This window comes from Mesorhizobium sp. M0500, from assembly GCF_040321165.1.
Lineage (GTDB): Bacteria > Pseudomonadota > Alphaproteobacteria > Rhizobiales > Rhizobiaceae > Mesorhizobium.
Map to the genome: position 1 here is coordinate 404,722 of NZ_JAMYRB010000002.1, position 18,211 is coordinate 422,932.

Here is an 18,211-nt window from a genome sequence, read left to right on the forward strand (position 1 = left end):
TGATTATTTGCGCCCGACAATTACTTGCGCCTGGCCCGCTCGATTGCCTCGACGATCATCTTCTTGGCATAGGCCGCATCGTACCAGCCTTCGATCTTGACCCATTTGCCGGGTTCGAGATCCTTGTAGTGCTCGAAAAAGTGCTGCACTTGCTGACGGGTGATGTCGGGCAATTGCGTGTATTCGTGGACGTCCTCGTAACGCAAGGTCAGCTTGGGTGAAGGCACCGCGATCACCTTCTCGTCCTGGCCGGCATTGTCCTCCATCACCAGCACGCCGATCGGCCGCACATTGATGACGCAGCCTGGCACCAGCGCGCGCGTGTTGCAGACTAGCACGTCGATCGGGTCGCCGTCGCCCGACAGCGTATGCGGTACGAAACCGTAATTGCCGGGATAACGCATCGACGTGTGCAGAAAGCGGTCGACGAACAGGGTGCCGGCTTCCTTGTCCATCTCGTACTTGATCGGCTCGCCGCCGATCGGCACCTCGATTATGACGTTGACGTCCTCGGGCGGGTTCTTTCCGCTGGCAATCGCTTCGATACGCATCGCTTTATCCCTCTCTCGATTGGAGATCGATAGCGGGCGACGGCGAATGGTGCAATGCGGCGAATGGTACGGGGAGATCGTCCGAACCGAAAACCGGCCGGATCATGCGCTGGCCGTCATTCCCAGACGAAAGCGACCTTCTTCAGCGCCTTCTGCTCGAATATCTCGACGCCTTCGGCAACATCGCGGCCACCGGCGCCGGCATAGAAGGCAAGTGCGTTCTGATTGTCTTCCAGCGCCCAGACCACCATGCCTTTCAGGCCATGGTCGGCCAGCCGTGCCCGCGCGGCCGAGAACAGCCGGCTGCCGAGCCCGATGCCTTGATATTCCGGCCGCAGGTAAAGTTCGTAGATCTCGCCCTGCTGCCTGAGTTCGCGGGCACGGTTCTTGCCGATCGTCGCATAGCCGGCAATTTTGCCGCCGATTTCGACGACCAGGACGGTGGCAGCGCGGCGAATGGCATTCGCCCACCAGTCGGCGCCGCGGCGGTTGATCATCGATGTCAGCGTGCGGTGTGGGATGATGCCCGAATAGGCGCCGCGCCAGGCCTCGAGATGCACGTCGGCGATGGCGGCTGCATCGCGCGGTTCGGCTTTCCTGATGTCGATGCTCAGCGTATTCATGATTAGTTAACCATAAACCCGCCGCGCCCGATTGCAAGAGTCCGGTCAACCGCCACGATGCTTTCACACAGCCGGACGGTGCGTCCTTGAGACGCTGCGAAACCGCTTTTGGCGAGATCAAATCTCGACCAGATGGTCGTCCAGTTCGTTGCTGTCGCCAGTCGAGACCGGAAAATGTTCGGCCAGTACCGCACCGACTGCTTGGATCGCCTTGACGAACCCCTCGGCAAGCCGATCGTCGCCGGCATGCGCCGTAAGGTCGCGGACGACACCGTCCCAGACATGCTGGCCGACACGAGAATCGATCCCGCTGTCGGCGACCACCTCGGCGTAGCGCTCGGCAATCGAGACGAACACCAGCACGCCAGTGCGCGCCGTGGTGCGGTGGACGTTGCGGGCGAGGAACTGCTTCATCGCATTGGCGTGGGCGGCCTGGTAGCGCAGCCGCCTCGGCACCAAATGGATGCGCAATGCCGGCAATGCCCACAACAGGATGAGCACACTGGCAACCGCCAGAAGCTCGGCGATGACGAAATGCGGCAAGCGGATCGACAGCCACCAGGCTTCCAGCCCATAACCGACGGCGAGGCTGACGACGAGCATGCCGAGCATCGCCATGAAAGCGGCCGGAAAGAAATAGCCGTCGCTGGCATGCGCCACGACGCAGTAGATCTCGCCGTCGGTCTTTGATTCGGCAGCGCGGATCGCATCGGCGATGCGCTCATGATCCTCGGGGCTGATCGGTCGTGTTGCCATGATTGATGTCTCACCAGCTTCCTGAAGAACCGCCGCCGCCGGACGAACCGCCGCCGCCTGAAAACCCGCCGCCCGAACTTCCAGACGACCAACCGCTGCCGGAACTTCCAGACGACCAGCCACTGCCAGACGAGGTCCCAGACGTCCAGCCACCGCCACCGGAGGATGACGAAGCTGGCCCACGGCCGTAGCGGAACGTCATGCCCAGCCACTTGTAAACGCCCGGCGACAGCTTCGTGCCGAAGATCGGCGGCAGGAACGCCATTGCCAAGCCGCCGAAGAACATCGTCGCCCACAGGACAATGAACAGCATGAAGATGGGATCGACAGGATTGTCATTCGCCGGATTGCGCTTGCCGCGCGCCTCCAGTTCTTCGGGATTGCCTTCCAGCACCATGATCATGTCGTCGACGGCCTTGCTGATGCCGCCGGAGAAATCGCCGGCACGGAAGGCCGGCACCATGTCGTTTTCGATGATCAGCTTGGTGTGCAGGTCGGTCAGCGTGCCTTCCAGCCCATAGCCGACCTCGATGCGCATCTTGCGGTCGTTCGGCGCCACCAGAAGCAGGACGCCGTTGTTCTCCTTCGCCTGGCCGAGTCTCCAGGCGCGGAACAGCCGGTTGGCGTAAGGCTCGATCTCCTCGCCGTCGAGGCTGGGGATGGTCGCGACGACGATCTGGTCGGACCCTTTGGTCTCGAACTCGGCAAGCTTCTGCGTCAGCGCCGCCTCGGTCGCGGCATCGATGATGCCGGCATTGTCGACGATCCGTCCGGTCAGTGCCGGCAGTGCGGCGGCGAAGGCCGCGAAGCCGACCAGCAGCACCGCCATGGCCAACAGCGCGGTGCCGATCATTTTGATGAAACGGCCGGATTCCACCGGGCTGATGGCGTGTCTTGTCATCTCGTCACCAACTTCCCGAGGAGCCGCCGCCGCCGGACGAACCGCCGCCGCCGGAAAACCCGCCACCGCTTGAACCCGACGACCATCCCCCGCCGGAACCTCCCGACCAGCCGCCGGACGACCGCCGGTTTGGCTCGAAGGTCATGCCCAGCCAGCGATAGCGGCCGGGACCGATCTTCTGGCCGAAGATCGGCGGCAGGATGGAGGCTGCGAGGCCGCCGAAAAAGATGATTGCCCAGATGGCTATGAAGATCGTGAAGAACAGATCGTCGCTGTTGAACGGCGGCTGCTGGTTGCGTTCGCCGCGCGCCTCCAGTTCTTCGGGATTGCCTTCCAGCACCATGATCATGTCGTCGACGGCCTTGCTGATGCCGCCGGAGAAATCGCCGGCACGGAAGGCCGGCACCATGTCGTTTTCGATGATCAGCTTGGTGTGCAGGTCGGTCAGCGTGCCTTCCAGCCCATAGCCGACTTCGATGCGCATCTTGCGGTCGTTCGGCGCCACCAGAAGCAGGACGCCGTTGTTCTCCTTCGCCTGGCCGAGTCTCCAGGCGCGGAACAGCCGGTTGGCGTAAGGCTCGATCTCCTCGCCGTCGAGGCTGGGGATGGTCGCGACGACGATCTGGTCGGACCCTTTGGTCTCGAACTCGGCAAGCTTCTGCGTCAGCGCCGCCTCGGTCGCGGCATCGATGATGCCGGCATTGTCGACGATCCGTCCGGTGAGGGTTGGCAGGTCGGCGGCGAAGGCGATGACAGGGAGGAGGAGGAGAAGGCTTTGGAAGACGAGCAGGAAGGCCAGGCAGGCGTTCTGTCGCGCCCCCCTCTGTCCTGCCGGACATCTCCCCCTCAAGGGGGGAGATCGGCTGTCACGGCTGTTTTCGCCAATCTCCAACGTTGCAGGATGGGCGGTGAGGCCAAAGCTGCCAATCTCCCCCCTTGAGGGGGAGATGCCCGGTAGGGCAGAGGGGGGCGCTACGGAGTGCAAGGCCAATAGGGACCACGCTCACCGGCTGTTCTTCACCCGCCTTGCGTGGTGTTGGTGCCGAAATCGACCTTCGGCGGCTGCATCTTATCCTCCTCGATGGTGAAATTCGCAAACGGCTGGTTGCCGCGGAACCAAAAGGTCGCCCAGATCACCGACGGGAAGGTCCTCAGCGTCAGATTGTACTCTCTCACTGCCTGGATATAGTCGCGGCGGGCGACCGTGATCCGGTTCTCGGTGCCTTCGAGTTGTGCTTGCAGCGCCAGAAAGTTCTGGTTGGCCTTGAGATCGGGATAGTTCTCCACCACCGCCAGCAGGCGCGACAGCGCGCTGGTCAGGCCGGCCTGGCTGTCCTGGAATTTCTTGAAGGCTTCCGGATTGTTCAGCGTTTCCGGCGTCACGGTCACCTGCGTCGCCTTGGCGCGCGCTTCGACCACGGCATCGAGCGTGTCCTTCTCGTGCGCGGCGTAGCCCTTGACCGTGTTGACCAGATTGGGGATGAGATCGGCGCGGCGCTGGTATTGATTCAACACCTCGCTCCATGCGGCCTTGGCGTTTTCCTCAGCCGTCGGAATGGTGTTGTAGCCGCAGCCGGCAAGCAGCGGCAGCATGACGGCCATGACCAGGAACGCAGCTAAATTACGAAAGATTGGCGGCGAAGAAAGGCGCTGGGCAAGCATGATAAGTCCCCTCGATAGCATTGGCAGGCGAAGCATTAGCACAATCCTTGCGTAAGAAAATGACTTCGGCCGAGAAGTGTTACTGGTTTCTGCCATTCGCCGTCGGGCCCTGTGACAGACGAGGCGAACGGGTTAAGCTCGGCATAAAACGGGACATCACCATGGCGAAACGCCACGACAGCGACGCGGAATCGCGCCGCATCATCGAACGGGTGGCGCGCGAGACCGACCCGGGCGGCACCTCGTTCCTCGCGCGAACCACTAAAGGTGCGCGCGACCACGTCACCGCGGCCGATGCCGACCGGTCGGATCCGATCGAATATTGGGGCACTCGCATCGGTCGGGCAGCGGGCTTGCTTATTGCCATCGGCCTGTTGATCTGGCTCGTGCTTTTCGTCACCAGGGGCAGTTAGGAAAATCAATGAGTGCCGAAAAAACCGAGGCGCCGCGCGCGGTCATCGTCGTCTCCAGCCATGTCGCCCGTGGCTCGGTCGGCAACCGTGCCGCTGTCTTTGCGCTGGAGACGCTCGGCTTTCCGGTTTGGGCGGTACCGACCGTCATCCTGCCCTGGCATCCGGGCCATGGCCGGGCCACCCGCATCGTGCCGCCGCTGGACCAGTTCAAGGCGCTGATGGCCGACCTCGAGCGCGCGCCGTGGCTGGGCGAGGTCGGCGCCGTGCTGTCCGGCTATCTCGGCGAGGCTGGCCAGGCCGAAGCCGTCGCTTCGCTGGTCGGCGCAGTGAAGGCGAAGACGCCGGACGCCCTCTATATCTGCGATCCGGTGATGGGCGATTCGGGCGGGCTCTACGTACCTGAGCCGACCTCAATCGCCATGCGCGACCGGCTGATGCCGATCGCCGATATCGCCACGCCCAACCGCTACGAGCTGGAATGGATGGCCGGAGCGCCGCTGCCAGACCTGAAATCGGCAATGGCTGCAGCCCTGCAGGCCGGCCCACCGGCCATGTTGGTCACTTCGGCGCCGGCGATGATGGCCGGCGGCACCGGCAATTTGCTGCTCACAGGCAGGGAGGCGCTGCTTGCCGAACACCGGCTCATCGACAAGCCGCCGAATGGGCTCGGCGACCTGACGGCGGCCGTCTACCTGGCGCGGATCCTGTCCGGCCAGCCGGCCGCCAAGGCGCTGCAATCGACCACGGCGGCGGTCTACGAGATCCTGGCGCGGACCGCCAAGCGCGGCGGCGACGAGTTGCAGCTCGAGACCGATGCCCAGAGCCTGTCGCACCCGATGGCGATGGTGCAGCTTCGCCATCTCCTGCATCCGGAACGGGACCGCCGGGCGTGACGCAGGCCGAAGACGCCGTGCCCCAGGATGGTGCGCCCAAGGATGTTGCGCCCGACGATGTTATGCCCTGGGGTGTTGTGCTTGTCGGCGTCGACGGTTGCAAGGCCGGCTGGATAGCCGTCCGCCGCGATCCCGGTGCGGCACCGTCGACAGCCGTTTTCCCAAGCTTCGCGGCGTTGCTCGACCGACTGCCCGCCGACTCGTTGGTAGCGGTCGATATGCCAATCGGCCTGCCCGATTTCTCCCAAAGAGGCGGTCGCGGCCCGGAGGCGCTGGTGCGGCCGCTGCTTGGGGCCCGGCAGTCCAGTGTCTTTGCCATCCCCTCCCGCGCCGCGCTCTACGCGGAGATCGAAGCCTTCACCAAGGTCGACGCCTGGTACGCCGCACATCGCAAGGCAAGTGAGGTAGCCAAGACGACCTCAGATCCGCCGCGCGGTGTCTCGATCCAGGCCTTCGGCATCTTCGCCAAGATCCGTGAGGTCGATTCGCTGCTGATCGCGCGCCCCGAACTACGCAGCCGCGTGTTCGAATCGCATCCGGAAGTTGCCTTCTGCAAACTGAACGGCGACCGGGCGATGCGCCTGCCAAAGAAGATCAGGGGCAACATCAATCCGGCCGGCATGGCCGAACGCAAGGCGCTGCTTGCCCGGCATGGTTATAGCCAGGATTTTCTCGACCACGCGCCGCCGCGCGGCGCGGCCGCCGACGATTTCCTCGATGCCGCTGCGATGATGCTGGTTGCCGGACGCATCGTCAAAGGCGAGGCAATGCCGTTTCCGGATCCGCCGCTCGCCGATCGTTTCGGCATTCCCGTCGCCATTTGGGCCTGAGGACCAGGGCGTCAGGAGCGTGATCTGAGCGCCTCGTTGAGTGCCCACATATCCTTCTCCTCGGGCGCGGTCTCCAATCCGAGCACGGGAACTTGCTTGCGCAAATGGTCGTGGTGGGTGCGCACGCCATATTCGAGATCGGAGAGGTAAAAACCTCCGAAGGCTTCGGACAGCATGGATTCGTTGGACCATATCGAAAGCTGTACATCCTCGGCCAGCGTGTCGCGGTCGATGCGGTAGGATAGGTAGCGGGCTGCCGCCTGCTCCCTGGTCTCGTCGCGATAGCGGTAGATGGCGCCGCGCAGCAGCGTCTCACCCGTCGACAGCGGAAATTCCTGATAGAACTGCACCGATTCCGGCATGATCGACAGCGCGTTGTTCGGGAAGATGCCGTAGTAGATCCAGGCCTTGCGCAGGTGTTCCGGCAGGTGCTTCGCCTCGGGTGCGAGCTTGATGTATTGCGCGACGCTCCAGCGCCGTCCGGCATACGGATTGTAGGTGGCGAACGAGCGCGACACGCCGTTGACGAACGGCTCGTCGAAATAGGTCGCACCGTAAAGGTCCTGCAGCGCCGGATGCGCCATGGCGACGTGGTAGCCTTCATTGTCGACATCGCGCACCGACTTCCAGTTGACCGGCGTCTTTTGGGTCCAGATGCCCCAGGACGGCACCATCTCGGCGACGCCGTAATGGGCAATCTCGGCTTCGATCGGCTTCAACAGCTCGGCCACCGATGGCTGCGGCCCACCCTTGCGGAAACGGATGAAGATGAAGCCCATCCAGATTTCGAGCTCGAGCGGCATCAGGCCGAATTCGGTCTTGTCGAGGTCGGGGAAGGAACGGGGGCGGGCAGCACCGCGCAGCGTGCCGTCGAGATTGTAGACCCAGCCATGAAAGGGGCAGACCAGCGCATTCTTGCAAGTGCCCTGGCTGTCGGCAACGACGCGACTGCCGCGGTGGCGGCACATATTGTTGAAGGCGCGCACAACGCCATCCTTGCCGCGCACGATCAGCGCCCGCTCGCCGACCACATCCATCGTCAGATAGTCGCCGGCGTTCGGCACGTCGCAGACATGGCCGGCGATCTGCCAATGGTTGCGGAAGACGTGCTCTTTCTCGAGTTCGAGCAAGGCGTCGGAATGATAGCTCCAGCCAGGCAGCCCCCGCCGATCCCAATCGTTGGGGATTGCCACGTCACGCAGATGCGGGTTCATAAAAGGCTCTTTATTTATTGAATGCTCATTCAATAAAAGCATATTTTCCGTTGAAATGCAATGGTTTGGGAAAATGGAGAGAATTCTTGACGGGAAATCAAGCGGGATTCGAGAGCCCAGTCCGAACGATCGAAGCCGGGAAAATCCCGGGAATTCCAGACGTTAATCCCCTTACACTTGTTGAGCGCTCGACGCTCTGTGGGCCTGGAAAAGCGACGTGGATCTGGTGCCGTGGGTAGCGGAAAACGAGCACAGAATGCCACCGGTGCTGCCAGCTACGCCGGATCGGTTTGCCCAGGAATGGCCGCGGGCTTGGTTTCATGCCGGTTACACAATCGTTAATCCATCATCGTTGGCCGGTTACAAGGTGCGATTAAGTTCGTTTCAACAGGGAAAAGAAGAAGACCGAAGGAAACGACGATGCGTACGAAAATCCAGATCACCGATACCGACCTTCGCCAGCAGGGTCCCCAGCGTAACGACCGGCGCCCGAAGCTGGCGCTGCGCCAGCGCGCCAGTGATCATCCGATGGCGATGTTCATGCTGCTGGCGGCTGCCGCATTTGCCGGCATGGCGTTGACGCCGACCGTCGGTCCGGCCTTCGCCTCACTGAACCCGCCGGCCAACCTCATCGACGGCGCGACAACCACCACCAAGACGGCGCGCCTGCCGATGCCGGAGATCGATTTTGCCTGCAAGGGGCAGGCCTGGGGCGCCGAGAGCCTGGATTGCCTGCGCGTCATCGCTGCCCAGTCGGGCAAGGCACGACCGGTCCGCATGATCGCCAATGCCGCCCCGCTGGCTGATACGCCGAACGTTTTTTGATTTTTTTGCGAGCGCCCTCCAGCACTCCAGTCAGGCTCCCGCCGCAATGTCGGCCGGGAGCCTTTTTCTTCCGGGGCGAGATCGCGGAGTCTAGCCGCCCAGAGCGGCCTGCTCGGCAATGGCCGAGAGCACGCCGCGCACATCCAGCGTGCTGAACGGTTTTTCGAGGATCGGCGGTCGCTGCTGAGCCGGCAGCGCTTCGATCTCGCCTTTCGCGCCGATCAGATCGCCGGTGACAAGCACGAAGCGCCGCGCCAGACCCGGCATTTCGGCGAGTAGCTCGCGATAGGCGGCTATGCCGCTGGTGCCGGGCATGCGCAAATCGGAAAACACGATGTCCGGCGGCACATGGCCGCTCAGCGTCGCGGCGGCCGAGACCCAGGCCGGCACGACCCGCGACTTGATGCCCATCAGCTCCAGAATATCGGACAGCGACGCGGCGACATCCGGCTCATCGTCTATGATCAGCGCGTGACGCAAGCCGCTCGACCGCGACGGAGCTTCGCCGGCGGCGGCCGCGCCGGCAGCGATCGCCGGCAGCTGCACGACAAAACGCACACCTCTCGGCGAAACCTCCTCGAACCAGATATTGCCATTGTGCCGCTCGATGATCGATTTCGAGATCGACAGGCCGATGCCGGTACCGACACCGACCGGCTTGGTGGTGAAATAGGATTCGAATATGCGTGAGCGTATCGCTTCCGGCACGCCTGGCCCGTTGTCCTCGACCGAGAATCCGGGATTGCCGCGGTCGCTGCGAAACGTCCGGACCTTGATCCTGCGGTCGCCGGCAACGCCGGCCAAGGCGTGCTGGCTGTTGATGAGGAAGTTGGCGGCCACCTGCGTCACGTGGTCGGCATCGGCCATGGCCAGCAACGGGCCGCTGGCGAAATCGGTGTCGATGATGATGCCGCTCGACCGTGCACCATAGGCGGTCACTTCGAGTGCGGCGCGGATCACCTGGTTGAGGTCGGTTTCGGCTTGTGCGGCCGGGTGCAGGCGGACCATCGACAGGAAGCTCTTGACGATACGGCCGCAGCGCTCGGCAGCGGCGCGCACCTTTTCGGCGCGCACCTTGGTCTGGGGATCGGCGGCGAATTCGTGCAGCAGCGTCGACTGGGCGACAACCACGGCCAGCGGATTGTTGAGCTCGTGCGAAACGCCGGCAAGCAGCGAGCCCATTGCCGCCATCTTCTCGTTCTGGTGCAGTTTTTCGCGCTGGCGGTTGATTTCCTCCTCGGCCCGCAACTTGTCGCGCAGGTCGCGGATGGAGCCGAAGATCAGCTGGCGATCGGCGACCCGCATCTCGGTTGCCGTCAGCTCGATCGGAAAAACCTCGCCGGCGGCATTCTGGGTGACCGTTTCAAGCCGTTGGCCGACCATCGGCGCGCCGCGGCCCGACATGTATTCGGCACCCGACGCATAGCCCTTGCGGTAATATTCCGGCACGACCGTATCGAGCAGGTCCTTGCCGAGGATATCGCTGCGCCGATAGCCGAACATCTTCTCGGCGGCCGGATTGAATTCGATAATCGAGCCGGTCTCGTCGATGACGATGATGGCGTCGAGAGAGGCCTGCAGCATGGTGCGGCGAATGACGTCGCTGGCATGCGCGTCGGAGGGCGACCGTTCGATGGCATCGCCGATGGCGAGTGCCACCATGTGCAGCGCCGCCTCTTCCTGGTCGGTCCATTCGCGTTCGTGGATGCAGTCGTTGACCGCCAGCGTGCCCCACAAATTGCCGTGCGAAAAGACCGACACCGACAGGAATGACTTGATGTTCTGCTTTTCGAAATCGGTCCGCAGAAAGCCTTCGAGATCGCGTGTGTGCCCGGCGAAGATCTTGCCTTGACGCTCGTCCTCCGCCAGCCGTTCCAGCAATGGGTCCGAATCGACGACCGACTGCATGATGACGGTCGGTGACGCCAGTTCGCCGCCAAACCGGGGAGCGATCCAATAAGCGGCGACCGACTGGGCGAAGCCCTGGCCGGGCAGTTCGCGCAGGCGAAACAGGATGCCGCGGTGACAATCCATGGCTTCGCAAAGCGTCTGGAGAATACCCTCCATTTCGCGTTGCCAGTCGCCGGCTTCGCGCAGCCGGCGAACCACATGCACGGCCGCCATCGCCGCGCCCTGCCTGGCGCCCTGCATGTCCGCGCGTGTTGTTTCAGCCGTCATGGTCAGCCGTCATTTCCTGGCCGTGGCTTGCTCAAGCCGCCGGGCCTTAGTTGTTTTCCCCGACTGGCAGCGAGAAGATATAGCCTTCGCCGCGCACCGTGCGCAGGAATTTCGGATTGGCCGGATCCGCCTCGATCTTCTTTCTCAGCCGCATGATGCGGATGTCGACGGCGCGGGACGACTCCGGGTCCTCGACGAAACCGATCGCCTCGGAGATCGCCGCCCGCGTCAACAGCCGGTTGGCGCGCGTCAGGAACACCTCCAGCACGTCGAACTCGCTCTTGGCCATGTCGATGACCGCGCCGTTGGCGCCGGTGACGAGCCTGCCGTCGAGATCGGCGTGAAAGGGTCCGAAGCTCACGGACCGGCGGCCGCCGGATGTTTCAGCCTTGGCCTTTTGTGGCTCGGTCGGTTCCGGAACGCGGCGCAGCACGCTGCGCACCCTGGCCAGCACTTCGCGCAATTCGTAAGGCTTGACGATGTAGTCGTCAGCGCCGAGCTCCAGTCCGACGATGCGGTCCAGCGCGGTACCGGCCGCCGTCGCATAGATGATGCCGATCGGCATTTTCGACCGCATCCAGCGGCCGAGCGACAGGCCGTCCTCGCCCGGCATGGCGATGTCGAGAATGGCCAGATGGAAGGACTGGGTTTCCAAAAGGTCGCGCGCCGCCGCCGCACTTTCGGCCGTGGCCACATCATAGCCGCTGGCGCCGAGATACTCGGCGACCGCATCCCTCAGGTCGGGCTCGTCCTCGACAATGACAATTCGTGCCCGCACGATGCTTTCGCTCCCGCTTTCAGCGGAAAGTAGATTGGGTATAAACATGATGTCCAGCACTCTTCTTGGGTTGCCGTATGCGGGGTAGAAAAACATGGCTGCACGATCCGTTATCGCGCTTGTTTCCGTCGCTGAAGTAATTGCGACCGATCTCGCCGATCATCTCGAGCGGCGCGGTCATGACGTCCGCGCGGCGCGACAGCCGTGGGAGGCCGAATCGCTGCTTTCGGAAAAGGGTATCGATGTCGTGGTTGTCGGCGACAGCGTCAGCCAGGCAGAGGGGCGCGACCTGCTCAGGCGACATGGCGGCGAAGGTGGACCGGATTTCATCCTGATCTGCCGCCCGGCCGATCTGGTCGACAAGGTTCTGGCGCTCGAACTCGGCGCCGCCGACGTCGTCGAAAGCCCGCTCAATGTCAGGGAGCTTGCCGCTCGCGTAGGCGGCCTTCTGGCTCGGCGCGGCAGGAGCGCCGGGGAACTGATCGTGCTGGAGAACGCGACCGTCGATCTCCGATCGGCCATCGTCATGCACCGCTCGGGCACGGAAGAACAGCTGTCCCCCGGGCAGGTGGCGCTGCTCAGGCTGTTCCTGGCCAGCCCACGCAAGGTGCTGACGCGGGACGACATCATCGCCGCCGCGCCCGCCGAAAATGCCGAAGCCTTCGATCGGTCGATCGATTCGCGCATCGTGCGGCTGCGCCGCAAGCTCGATACCGAAACCATCACCACCATACGGGGTGCGGGTTACCGGTTCGATCCGCCGACGCAATTCGCCGATTGAAGGCAGGACGGCCACCCTCTTGTCTCGAGCATCGGGTTTTCCCAAAACCGGTTTCCACTTTGGGGTCCGATGCTCTTCAGCGCACCACGAGAAGCGACGGGCCGGACAGCATGTCACTGTTCGTACTGACCTCGCCGGCATGGGCACGTTCCTTCAGCAGCACGGTGGCGAGGCCGGCAATGCCGAGCAGGCCCTGGACGTAAAGCAGGGCGGAAAGCACGGAAGCGGCGAATTTCGTTTTCATGCTGTTCGTTCCTCAAAATTGGAATTTACGGGCACTTCAGGGGAACCCCCGAAGCGCCCGCGCCGCCAGCGGAGCCCCCCGTTGCGGCGCGGGCCTTCGGTCCTCTCGGCTGCAAGTTGCCGGAGGCGCCGCGCATCCTCAACGGCCCTAAGCCGCCCCCGCCAGAGGGGCTTGAGCAGGTCGACGCGCAGGCTGGAAACTGTCCAGACCAATCCAGACCGTAGCGAAAACAGTGTTGGCTTCCGATCGTTCGTTGACCGCTGTTTTCGTTAGGTCAACTTACCCTGTTCGCTGTATCCGGATCATGCCGCCGAGGCTGCGCTTTGTTGCAGCTCGGTTTCGGAGTCAGGTGAATTCCTATCAAACGAAAGGCAATCGCGTATTCGCGCCGCGGTTTGGCCGATCCGCCTAGGCAAACACGCCACCGTCATGACGACGTCGTGCAACTGCAAGCTGCTTTGCACGGACCTTTTCTGTTAACCAGGGGAAACAGAAACGAAACACAAACGAGCACGTAGCGAAATCGGCTGGAAACATGACGCCCCGATAAGCCGGTCATCGAATTGAGCCGGCCCCGACCGGCAGAATAGGGGAGACATCATGTACACTGCCATTTCCGCCAAGCTCATCAACATCGCTGCCGCCGTGATCACCGGTACTGCCTTGCTTGTCAGTGCCGGCAACGGCGCAGCCCACGCCGCCGCCAACAAGATCGTCGCGCGTGTGTCGCTATCGCAGCAGACCATGGAAATCCTGGTCGACGGCCGGCCGACATTCGCCTGGAAGGTCTCGACCGGCGACAGGACGCACGTCACGCCGACCGGTTCGTTCAAGCCGACCCGCATGCATGAAATGTGGTATTCGAAGAAATACGACAACGCCCCGATGCCGCATTCGGTGTTCTTCAGCGGCGGCTACGCCGTACATGCGACAAGCGCCATCAAGCGCCTCGGCCAGCCAGCCTCGCATGGCTGCGTGCGTCTGCATCCGGACAACGCCGCCGATTTCTACCAGCTCGTCGAGGTCTTCGGCCCGGCCAACACCAGCATCGTCATCGTCAAGTGAGCGATGCTGCTCTCATCACTTACAAAAAGGCCGGAAATCCGGCCCTCTTTATTAGTGCAGTATTAGTGCAGTCTAATCCGGCATCACCGGCATCAGGTTCGGATCCGGCTTTTCGGCGTGATGCGGCAGGTCCTTGCTGGCGATAAAGGTGTAGAACATCGGCACAACGAACAGCGTGAACATGGTTCCGACCAGGATGCCGGTGAAGATCACCAGGCCCATCGAATAGCGTGCCGCGGCACCCGCGCCGCTGGAGATGATCAGCGGCACCACGCCGAGCGCCATCGCCGCCGTCGTCATCAGGATCGGCCGCAGCCGCACCCTCGCCGACGCGATGATCGCATCGCGGCGCCGCATGCCGTGCATTTCACGCTGCTGGTTGGCGAACTCGACCAGGAGGATGCCGTGCTTGGTGATGAGGCCGATCAGCGTGATCAAGCCAACCTGCGTGTAGATGTTGAGTGTCGCGGGTGGAATGCTGAACTGCAAGCCGCTGATCATGAAAATCAAATTGAGATTCGGAATCATGTTGAGCGGCAATATGGCGCCGAAGATCGAGAGCGGCACCGACATCATGATGATCAGCGGATCGCGGAAGCTTTCGAACTGCGCGGCCAGCACCAGGTATATGACCAGCACCGCCGCCGCGAAGGCGATCAGGATGGTGTTGCCCTGTTCCTTCTCTTGGCGCGATTGGCCGGAATAGTCGATAAAGAAAGTGTCCGGCAGGCTCTCCTTGGCGATATCCTCGATTGCTTTCAAACCGTCGCCGGTGGTGACACCAGGCAGCGGCAGGGCGGAAATTGTTGCGGAATTCAACTGATTGAACTGCTCGATCACAGCAGGCGACGCGTTGGTCGAGATCTTCACCACCGCCGAGAGCGGCACCATCTCGCCAGACACACTGCGCACGAAATACTCGCCCAGCTTTTCAGGGTTGTCGCGAAAGCTCTGCGGCACCTGCGGGATGATGTCGTAGCTGTTTGATTCGCGGTCGAACTGCGCCACCTCGGCACCACCGACCAGAAGCGTCAGCGTCCGGCCGATGTCGGCGATCGGCAGGTTGAGCGCGGCTGCGCGGTCGCGGTCGATCGTCACCGTCACTTGCGGCGCGTCATAGGACATTGAATTCTGCACGGCGAGGAAGCGACCGGAGGCCTGCGCCTTGTTCTTGATGTCCTCGGCCGCCTCGTACACTCGGGAGGCCTCGCCGGTCGAGCGCACCACCATTGTGATTGGCAGGCCGCCGCCCGATCCGGGCAGCGTCGGCGGCGCGAAGACGAAAGCATCGACGCCTGCCACCTTGGCAAGGCGGGCAGTGATGTCTTCCTGAAGTTCCTTCGAGCTGCGCGCGCGCTCGGCCCAGTCCTTGAACGCAAAGCCGACGAAAGCGCTGTTCGTCGGGCCTTGGAACGCGACGGCGGAGAACCGCGCCCTGGTTTCGGGGATATCATTCACCAGCCCGAGAATCTGGTTCACATAGGTCTCGGTGTAGTCCGAGGTCGCATAGCGCGGCGCGTTCACAATAGATAGCAAGAAGCCCTGGTCTTCTTCCGGCGCCAGTTCGCTCGAGGTCTTGGTGAACATGAAACCGGTCGTGGCGACCAGCGCGAGGACGATCATCAGCGTCACCGGGCGATAGTTCAACGAACCGGTGACGAGCCGCTCATAGATGTGTTCGACGCGCCCGAACGTATTGTCGACAATGCGCTGGAAGCGGCTGTGCGACCCGGACCTCAGGATACGTGCCGACATCATCGGTGTGATGGTGAGGGCGACGACACCCGAAAGCACCACCGAGCCGGCAAGCGTCACCGCGAATTCGCGAAACAGCGCGCCGGTCAGGCCGCCGGTGAAGGCCAGCGGCGCGAACACGGCGGCCAGTGTTATCGTCATGGCGACGACGGCGGAAGAGATCTCCCGCATGCCGTTGAAGGCTGCCTGCATCGGTGACAAGCCATCTTCCTCCATGTGGCGGTGGATGTTTTCCACCACCACGATGGCATCGTCGACGACGAGGCCGATCGCCAGCACCATGGCCAGCAACGACAAAAGATTGATCGAATAGCCCACCGAAAACAGCAGGAAACAGACGCCGATCAGCGACAGCGGAATGGTCACGATCGGCATCAGCACCGAGCGGAACGAGCCGAGGAAGAGCAGGATAACAACGATGACGATGGCGACCGCCTCGCCGATGGTCTTGAACACCTCCTCGATCGACGCACTGATCTGCTCGGTTGAATCGTAGACGATCTCCATCGTCATGCCTTGCGGCAGCGTCTCCTGGATGGTCGGCACGATCTTGTGGATTGCCGCCGCGGTGGTCAGCGGATTGGCGGCCGGCGTCGGAAAGATGGCGAGAAAGATGCCGGGCTTGCCGTTGAAGGTGACCCTGGTGTCGGTGTTCGCCGCGGCGAGCTCGACGCGGGCCACGTCGCGCAGTCTCACCACATTGCCGTCCTTCGAGCGGAGCGGAAGGGCAGCGAAAGCCTCCGGCGTCTGCAGGGTCGAGCGAACCGTGATCGAGGAAGCCACATATTCGTTTTCGGTATCGCCGGGCGCGGAGAGGAAATTCGATTCGTTGATGGCGGTCAGCACTTCCGCCGCCGTCACGCCGCGCGCCGCCAGTTTGATCGGGTCGATCCAGACACGCATCGAGTATTCGGCGGCGCCGAAAATCTGCACGTCGGCAACACCTTCGACCGTCGAGATACGCGGCCGCACGACGCGCTCGATATATTCGGTGAGTTGTTCCGGCGTCATGTTCGGGTTCTGCATCGAGATGTACATCATCGCGAACTGCTGGCCGGTGCCCTTGACGATCACCGGGTCTTTGGTTTCGTCCGGCAGATCGCCGCGCACGCTCTGGACCTTCGACAAGACTTCGTTCAGCGCCACGTCAGGGTCGGAGCCGAGTTTCATCTGCACTGTCACGGTGCTGGATGACGGCCGGCTCGCCGACGTGACATAATCGATGTTTTCGGTCGACGCGACGGCACGCGCGATCGGCGCGGAAATGAACCCCTGGATCAGGTCGGCGCTGGCGCCGGGATAGGCAGTGGTGATGGTGATGGCCGTTTCTTCAACCTCTGGATACTGCCGGATCGAAAGGTTGAAGATGCCTTGGAAACCCAGAAGCAGGATCATGCAGGCAAGCACGGTCGAAAGGACCGGGCGGCGGATGAAGAGGTCGGAAAAGCTCATTGCTGGGCTGCCTGCTGGTTCCCCGGCTTGCTCGGATCGATCGTGTTGTCGACGGCAACGGACATGCCGTTGGAGAGCCGGTTCTGGCCGGCGGTAACGACTTCGTCGCCGGGCGCGATGCCCTCCAGGATCTCGACCAGGCCGGCGTTGCGGCGGCCTGGCTTGACGAACACCTGGGCGAGCACGAGCTGCGGCTTCTGTTCTTCCGCTGCCGGCTTGGCCTCCTCTGCCGGTTTGGCTGGGGTAGCAGCCGGCTTTTCGTCGGGTTTTGCCGCGGGTGCTTCGGCCGCGGGCTTGGCAGCATCTGCAGCCGGCTTTTCTTCCGGCTTTGCCTCGGGCGCCGCGCCGTTGGCTTCGGCGGATTTGGCCGGGCGCACCACGAAGACGAAGTCGCCGTACAGGCTGGAAGTCAGCGCCGTCTGCGGCAGCGCCAGCACGTCGTTCTCCTCGGGCAGTTCGACGCGCACCTGGACGAACTGGCCGGGCGTCAGCTTGCCTTCGGGATTGCCGACCTCCGCCCTCACGGTCACCAGCCGGCTGGTCGGGTCGATCTTCGGATCGATGCCGCGGATGCTGCCGGTGAACGGCATGTCGCCGCCGCCGACGCCCAACCGCACCGTCTGTCCGATCTTCAGCTGCGGAAGCTGCTGCTCCGGCACGGTGAAATCGACACGCATCGTATCCATGTCCTGCAAGGTCACCACAGCGGTGCCGGGTGTGAGATACTGGCCAAGGTCGATTTTCGGAATACCGACGGTACCCTTGAAAGGGGCCGTCAACTGCTTTTGGTCGAGCACCGCTTGCAGCTTGTTTACCTGCGCTGCGGAGACCGATGCTGCTGCCTGCGCCGTGTCGAGCGTAGCGTCGGTGCCGACCCCGCGCTTCTGCAGCTCAAGAGCGCGCATCAGCGTCGTCTGGTCGGATGTGGCTTGCGCCTTCGATGCCACGAGGTCGGCTCGCTCGACTTCATCGTCGAGCTGAAGCAGCACGGCGTTGGCGGCGACCTTCTGATTGGCATGGAACAGGATGTCCTTGACGATGCCCGCGGTTTCGACGGTGAGGTCGACGCCGCGTACGGCACTGACAGTGCCGATCGCCTCGATGCCGGGCGTCCAGGACATCGGTTTGACGATGACCGTCGACACGGTCGCGGCCGGCGGCTTCATGCTGGCGAAGAACTGTTTGGTTGCCATGTCGTGAAACAGGTTGAAGCCGACGATGCCGCCGCACACCAGCACGAGCAGAATGAAGGCGATGATGAAGCGCTTGATCACGAACAGTCCCCTCGGC

At 62.9% G+C, this 18,211-nt stretch carries 18 protein-coding genes; 6 read left to right on the forward strand and 12 right to left on the reverse strand.

Features of this window, described 5'->3' with window-relative positions; all coding sequences use genetic code 11:
* Window positions 1-20: 20 nt before the first annotated feature.
* From ppa to NKI70_RS05795, 6 genes are all read right to left on the reverse strand, one after another.
* Window positions 21-551 carry an inorganic diphosphatase gene (gene ppa / locus NKI70_RS05770; RefSeq protein ID WP_352451245.1) on the reverse strand — a complete coding sequence of 177 codons (531 nt, stop codon included), beginning with the start codon at window positions 549-551 and terminating at the stop codon, window positions 21-23.
* A gap of 116 nt (window positions 552-667) precedes the next feature.
* Window positions 668-1,174 carry a GNAT family N-acetyltransferase gene (locus NKI70_RS05775; RefSeq protein WP_023678138.1) on the reverse strand — a complete coding sequence of 169 codons (507 nt, stop codon included), beginning with the start codon at window positions 1,172-1,174 and terminating at the stop codon, window positions 668-670.
* A gap of 117 nt (window positions 1,175-1,291) precedes the next feature.
* Entirely contained in the window at window positions 1,292-1,930 is a 639-nt protein-coding gene (locus NKI70_RS05780; RefSeq protein WP_352574587.1) for a TPM domain-containing protein, read from the reverse strand.
* A 10-nt stretch (window positions 1,931-1,940) separates the two neighbouring features.
* Window positions 1,941-2,783: a TPM domain-containing protein gene (locus tag NKI70_RS05785; RefSeq protein WP_352644684.1), complete on the reverse strand. Its 843-nt coding sequence runs from the start codon at window positions 2,781-2,783 to the stop codon at window positions 1,941-1,943.
* Window positions 2,784-2,835: 52 nt separating this feature from the next.
* Window positions 2,836-3,681: a TPM domain-containing protein gene (locus NKI70_RS05790; protein ID WP_502898918.1), complete on the reverse strand. Its 846-nt coding sequence runs from the start codon at window positions 3,679-3,681 to the stop codon at window positions 2,836-2,838.
* A gap of 167 nt (window positions 3,682-3,848) precedes the next feature.
* Window positions 3,849-4,493: a LemA family protein gene (locus NKI70_RS05795; RefSeq protein ID WP_023678141.1), complete on the reverse strand. Its 645-nt coding sequence runs from the start codon at window positions 4,491-4,493 to the stop codon at window positions 3,849-3,851.
* A gap of 161 nt (window positions 4,494-4,654) precedes the next feature.
* On the opposite strand from NKI70_RS05795, the gene NKI70_RS05800 reads away from it, so the two are divergent.
* From NKI70_RS05800 to NKI70_RS05810, 3 genes are all read left to right on the forward strand, one after another.
* Window positions 4,655-4,906 (forward strand): hypothetical protein, encoded by a 252-nt coding sequence (locus NKI70_RS05800; RefSeq protein WP_023678142.1) that lies wholly within the window; start codon window positions 4,655-4,657, stop codon window positions 4,904-4,906.
* An 8-nt stretch (window positions 4,907-4,914) separates the two neighbouring features.
* Window positions 4,915-5,799: a pyridoxal kinase PdxY gene (gene pdxY, locus NKI70_RS05805; RefSeq protein ID WP_352574585.1), complete on the forward strand. Its 885-nt coding sequence runs from the start codon at window positions 4,915-4,917 to the stop codon at window positions 5,797-5,799.
* 62 nt (window positions 5,800-5,861) lie between these two features.
* Window positions 5,862-6,629 (forward strand): DUF429 domain-containing protein, encoded by a 768-nt coding sequence (locus tag NKI70_RS05810; protein ID WP_352697070.1) that lies wholly within the window; start codon window positions 5,862-5,864, stop codon window positions 6,627-6,629.
* An 11-nt stretch (window positions 6,630-6,640) separates the two neighbouring features.
* Here NKI70_RS05810 and NKI70_RS05815 read toward each other — a convergent pair whose 3' ends face one another.
* The gene (locus NKI70_RS05815; protein WP_352574584.1) at window positions 6,641-7,843 is read right to left on the reverse strand and encodes an aromatic ring-hydroxylating oxygenase subunit alpha; all 1,203 of its coding nucleotides are present in this window, start codon (window positions 7,841-7,843) and stop codon (window positions 6,641-6,643) included.
* Between the two features lie 420 nt (window positions 7,844-8,263).
* On the opposite strand from NKI70_RS05815, the gene NKI70_RS05820 reads away from it, so the two are divergent.
* Window positions 8,264-8,668 carry a hypothetical protein gene (locus NKI70_RS05820; protein ID WP_023678146.1) on the forward strand — a complete coding sequence of 135 codons (405 nt, stop codon included), beginning with the start codon at window positions 8,264-8,266 and terminating at the stop codon, window positions 8,666-8,668.
* 90 nt (window positions 8,669-8,758) lie between these two features.
* Here NKI70_RS05820 and NKI70_RS05825 read toward each other — a convergent pair whose 3' ends face one another.
* Together NKI70_RS05825 and NKI70_RS05830 are read right to left on the reverse strand one after the other, a co-directional pair.
* A complete protein-coding gene (locus NKI70_RS05825) occupies window positions 8,759-10,846 on the reverse strand; it encodes a PAS domain S-box protein (protein WP_352574582.1) in 2,088 nt (695 codons plus the stop codon).
* Window positions 10,847-10,892: 46 nt separating this feature from the next.
* The gene (locus tag NKI70_RS05830; RefSeq protein ID WP_198023578.1) at window positions 10,893-11,672 is read right to left on the reverse strand and encodes a response regulator; all 780 of its coding nucleotides are present in this window, start codon (window positions 11,670-11,672) and stop codon (window positions 10,893-10,895) included.
* Window positions 11,673-11,718: 46 nt separating this feature from the next.
* Here NKI70_RS05830 and NKI70_RS05835 point away from each other — a divergent pair, with 46 nt between their 5' ends.
* A complete protein-coding gene (locus NKI70_RS05835; protein WP_292663715.1) occupies window positions 11,719-12,405 on the forward strand; it encodes a response regulator transcription factor in 687 nt (228 codons plus the stop codon).
* 76 nt (window positions 12,406-12,481) lie between these two features.
* Here the strand turns inward: NKI70_RS05835 and NKI70_RS05840 are convergent, their stop codons facing one another.
* A complete protein-coding gene (locus NKI70_RS05840; RefSeq protein ID WP_352451255.1) occupies window positions 12,482-12,649 on the reverse strand; it encodes a hypothetical protein in 168 nt (55 codons plus the stop codon).
* 600 nt (window positions 12,650-13,249) lie between these two features.
* Between NKI70_RS05840 and NKI70_RS05845 the strand changes: the two genes are divergently transcribed.
* Window positions 13,250-13,714, forward strand: coding sequence for a L,D-transpeptidase (locus NKI70_RS05845; protein ID WP_352458095.1), 465 nt, complete (start codon window positions 13,250-13,252; stop codon window positions 13,712-13,714).
* Window positions 13,715-13,786: 72 nt separating this feature from the next.
* On the opposite strand, the gene NKI70_RS05850 is transcribed toward NKI70_RS05845, so the two are convergent.
* Entirely contained in the window at window positions 13,787-16,921 is a 3,135-nt protein-coding gene (locus NKI70_RS05850; protein WP_352696926.1) for an efflux RND transporter permease subunit, read from the reverse strand.
* Window positions 16,918-18,195 carry an efflux RND transporter periplasmic adaptor subunit gene (locus tag NKI70_RS05855; RefSeq protein ID WP_502894513.1) on the reverse strand — a complete coding sequence of 426 codons (1,278 nt, stop codon included), beginning with the start codon at window positions 18,193-18,195 and terminating at the stop codon, window positions 16,918-16,920. Before NKI70_RS05855 ends, NKI70_RS05850 begins: the two co-directional genes overlap by 4 nt.
* Window positions 18,196-18,211: the final 16 nt, after the last annotated feature.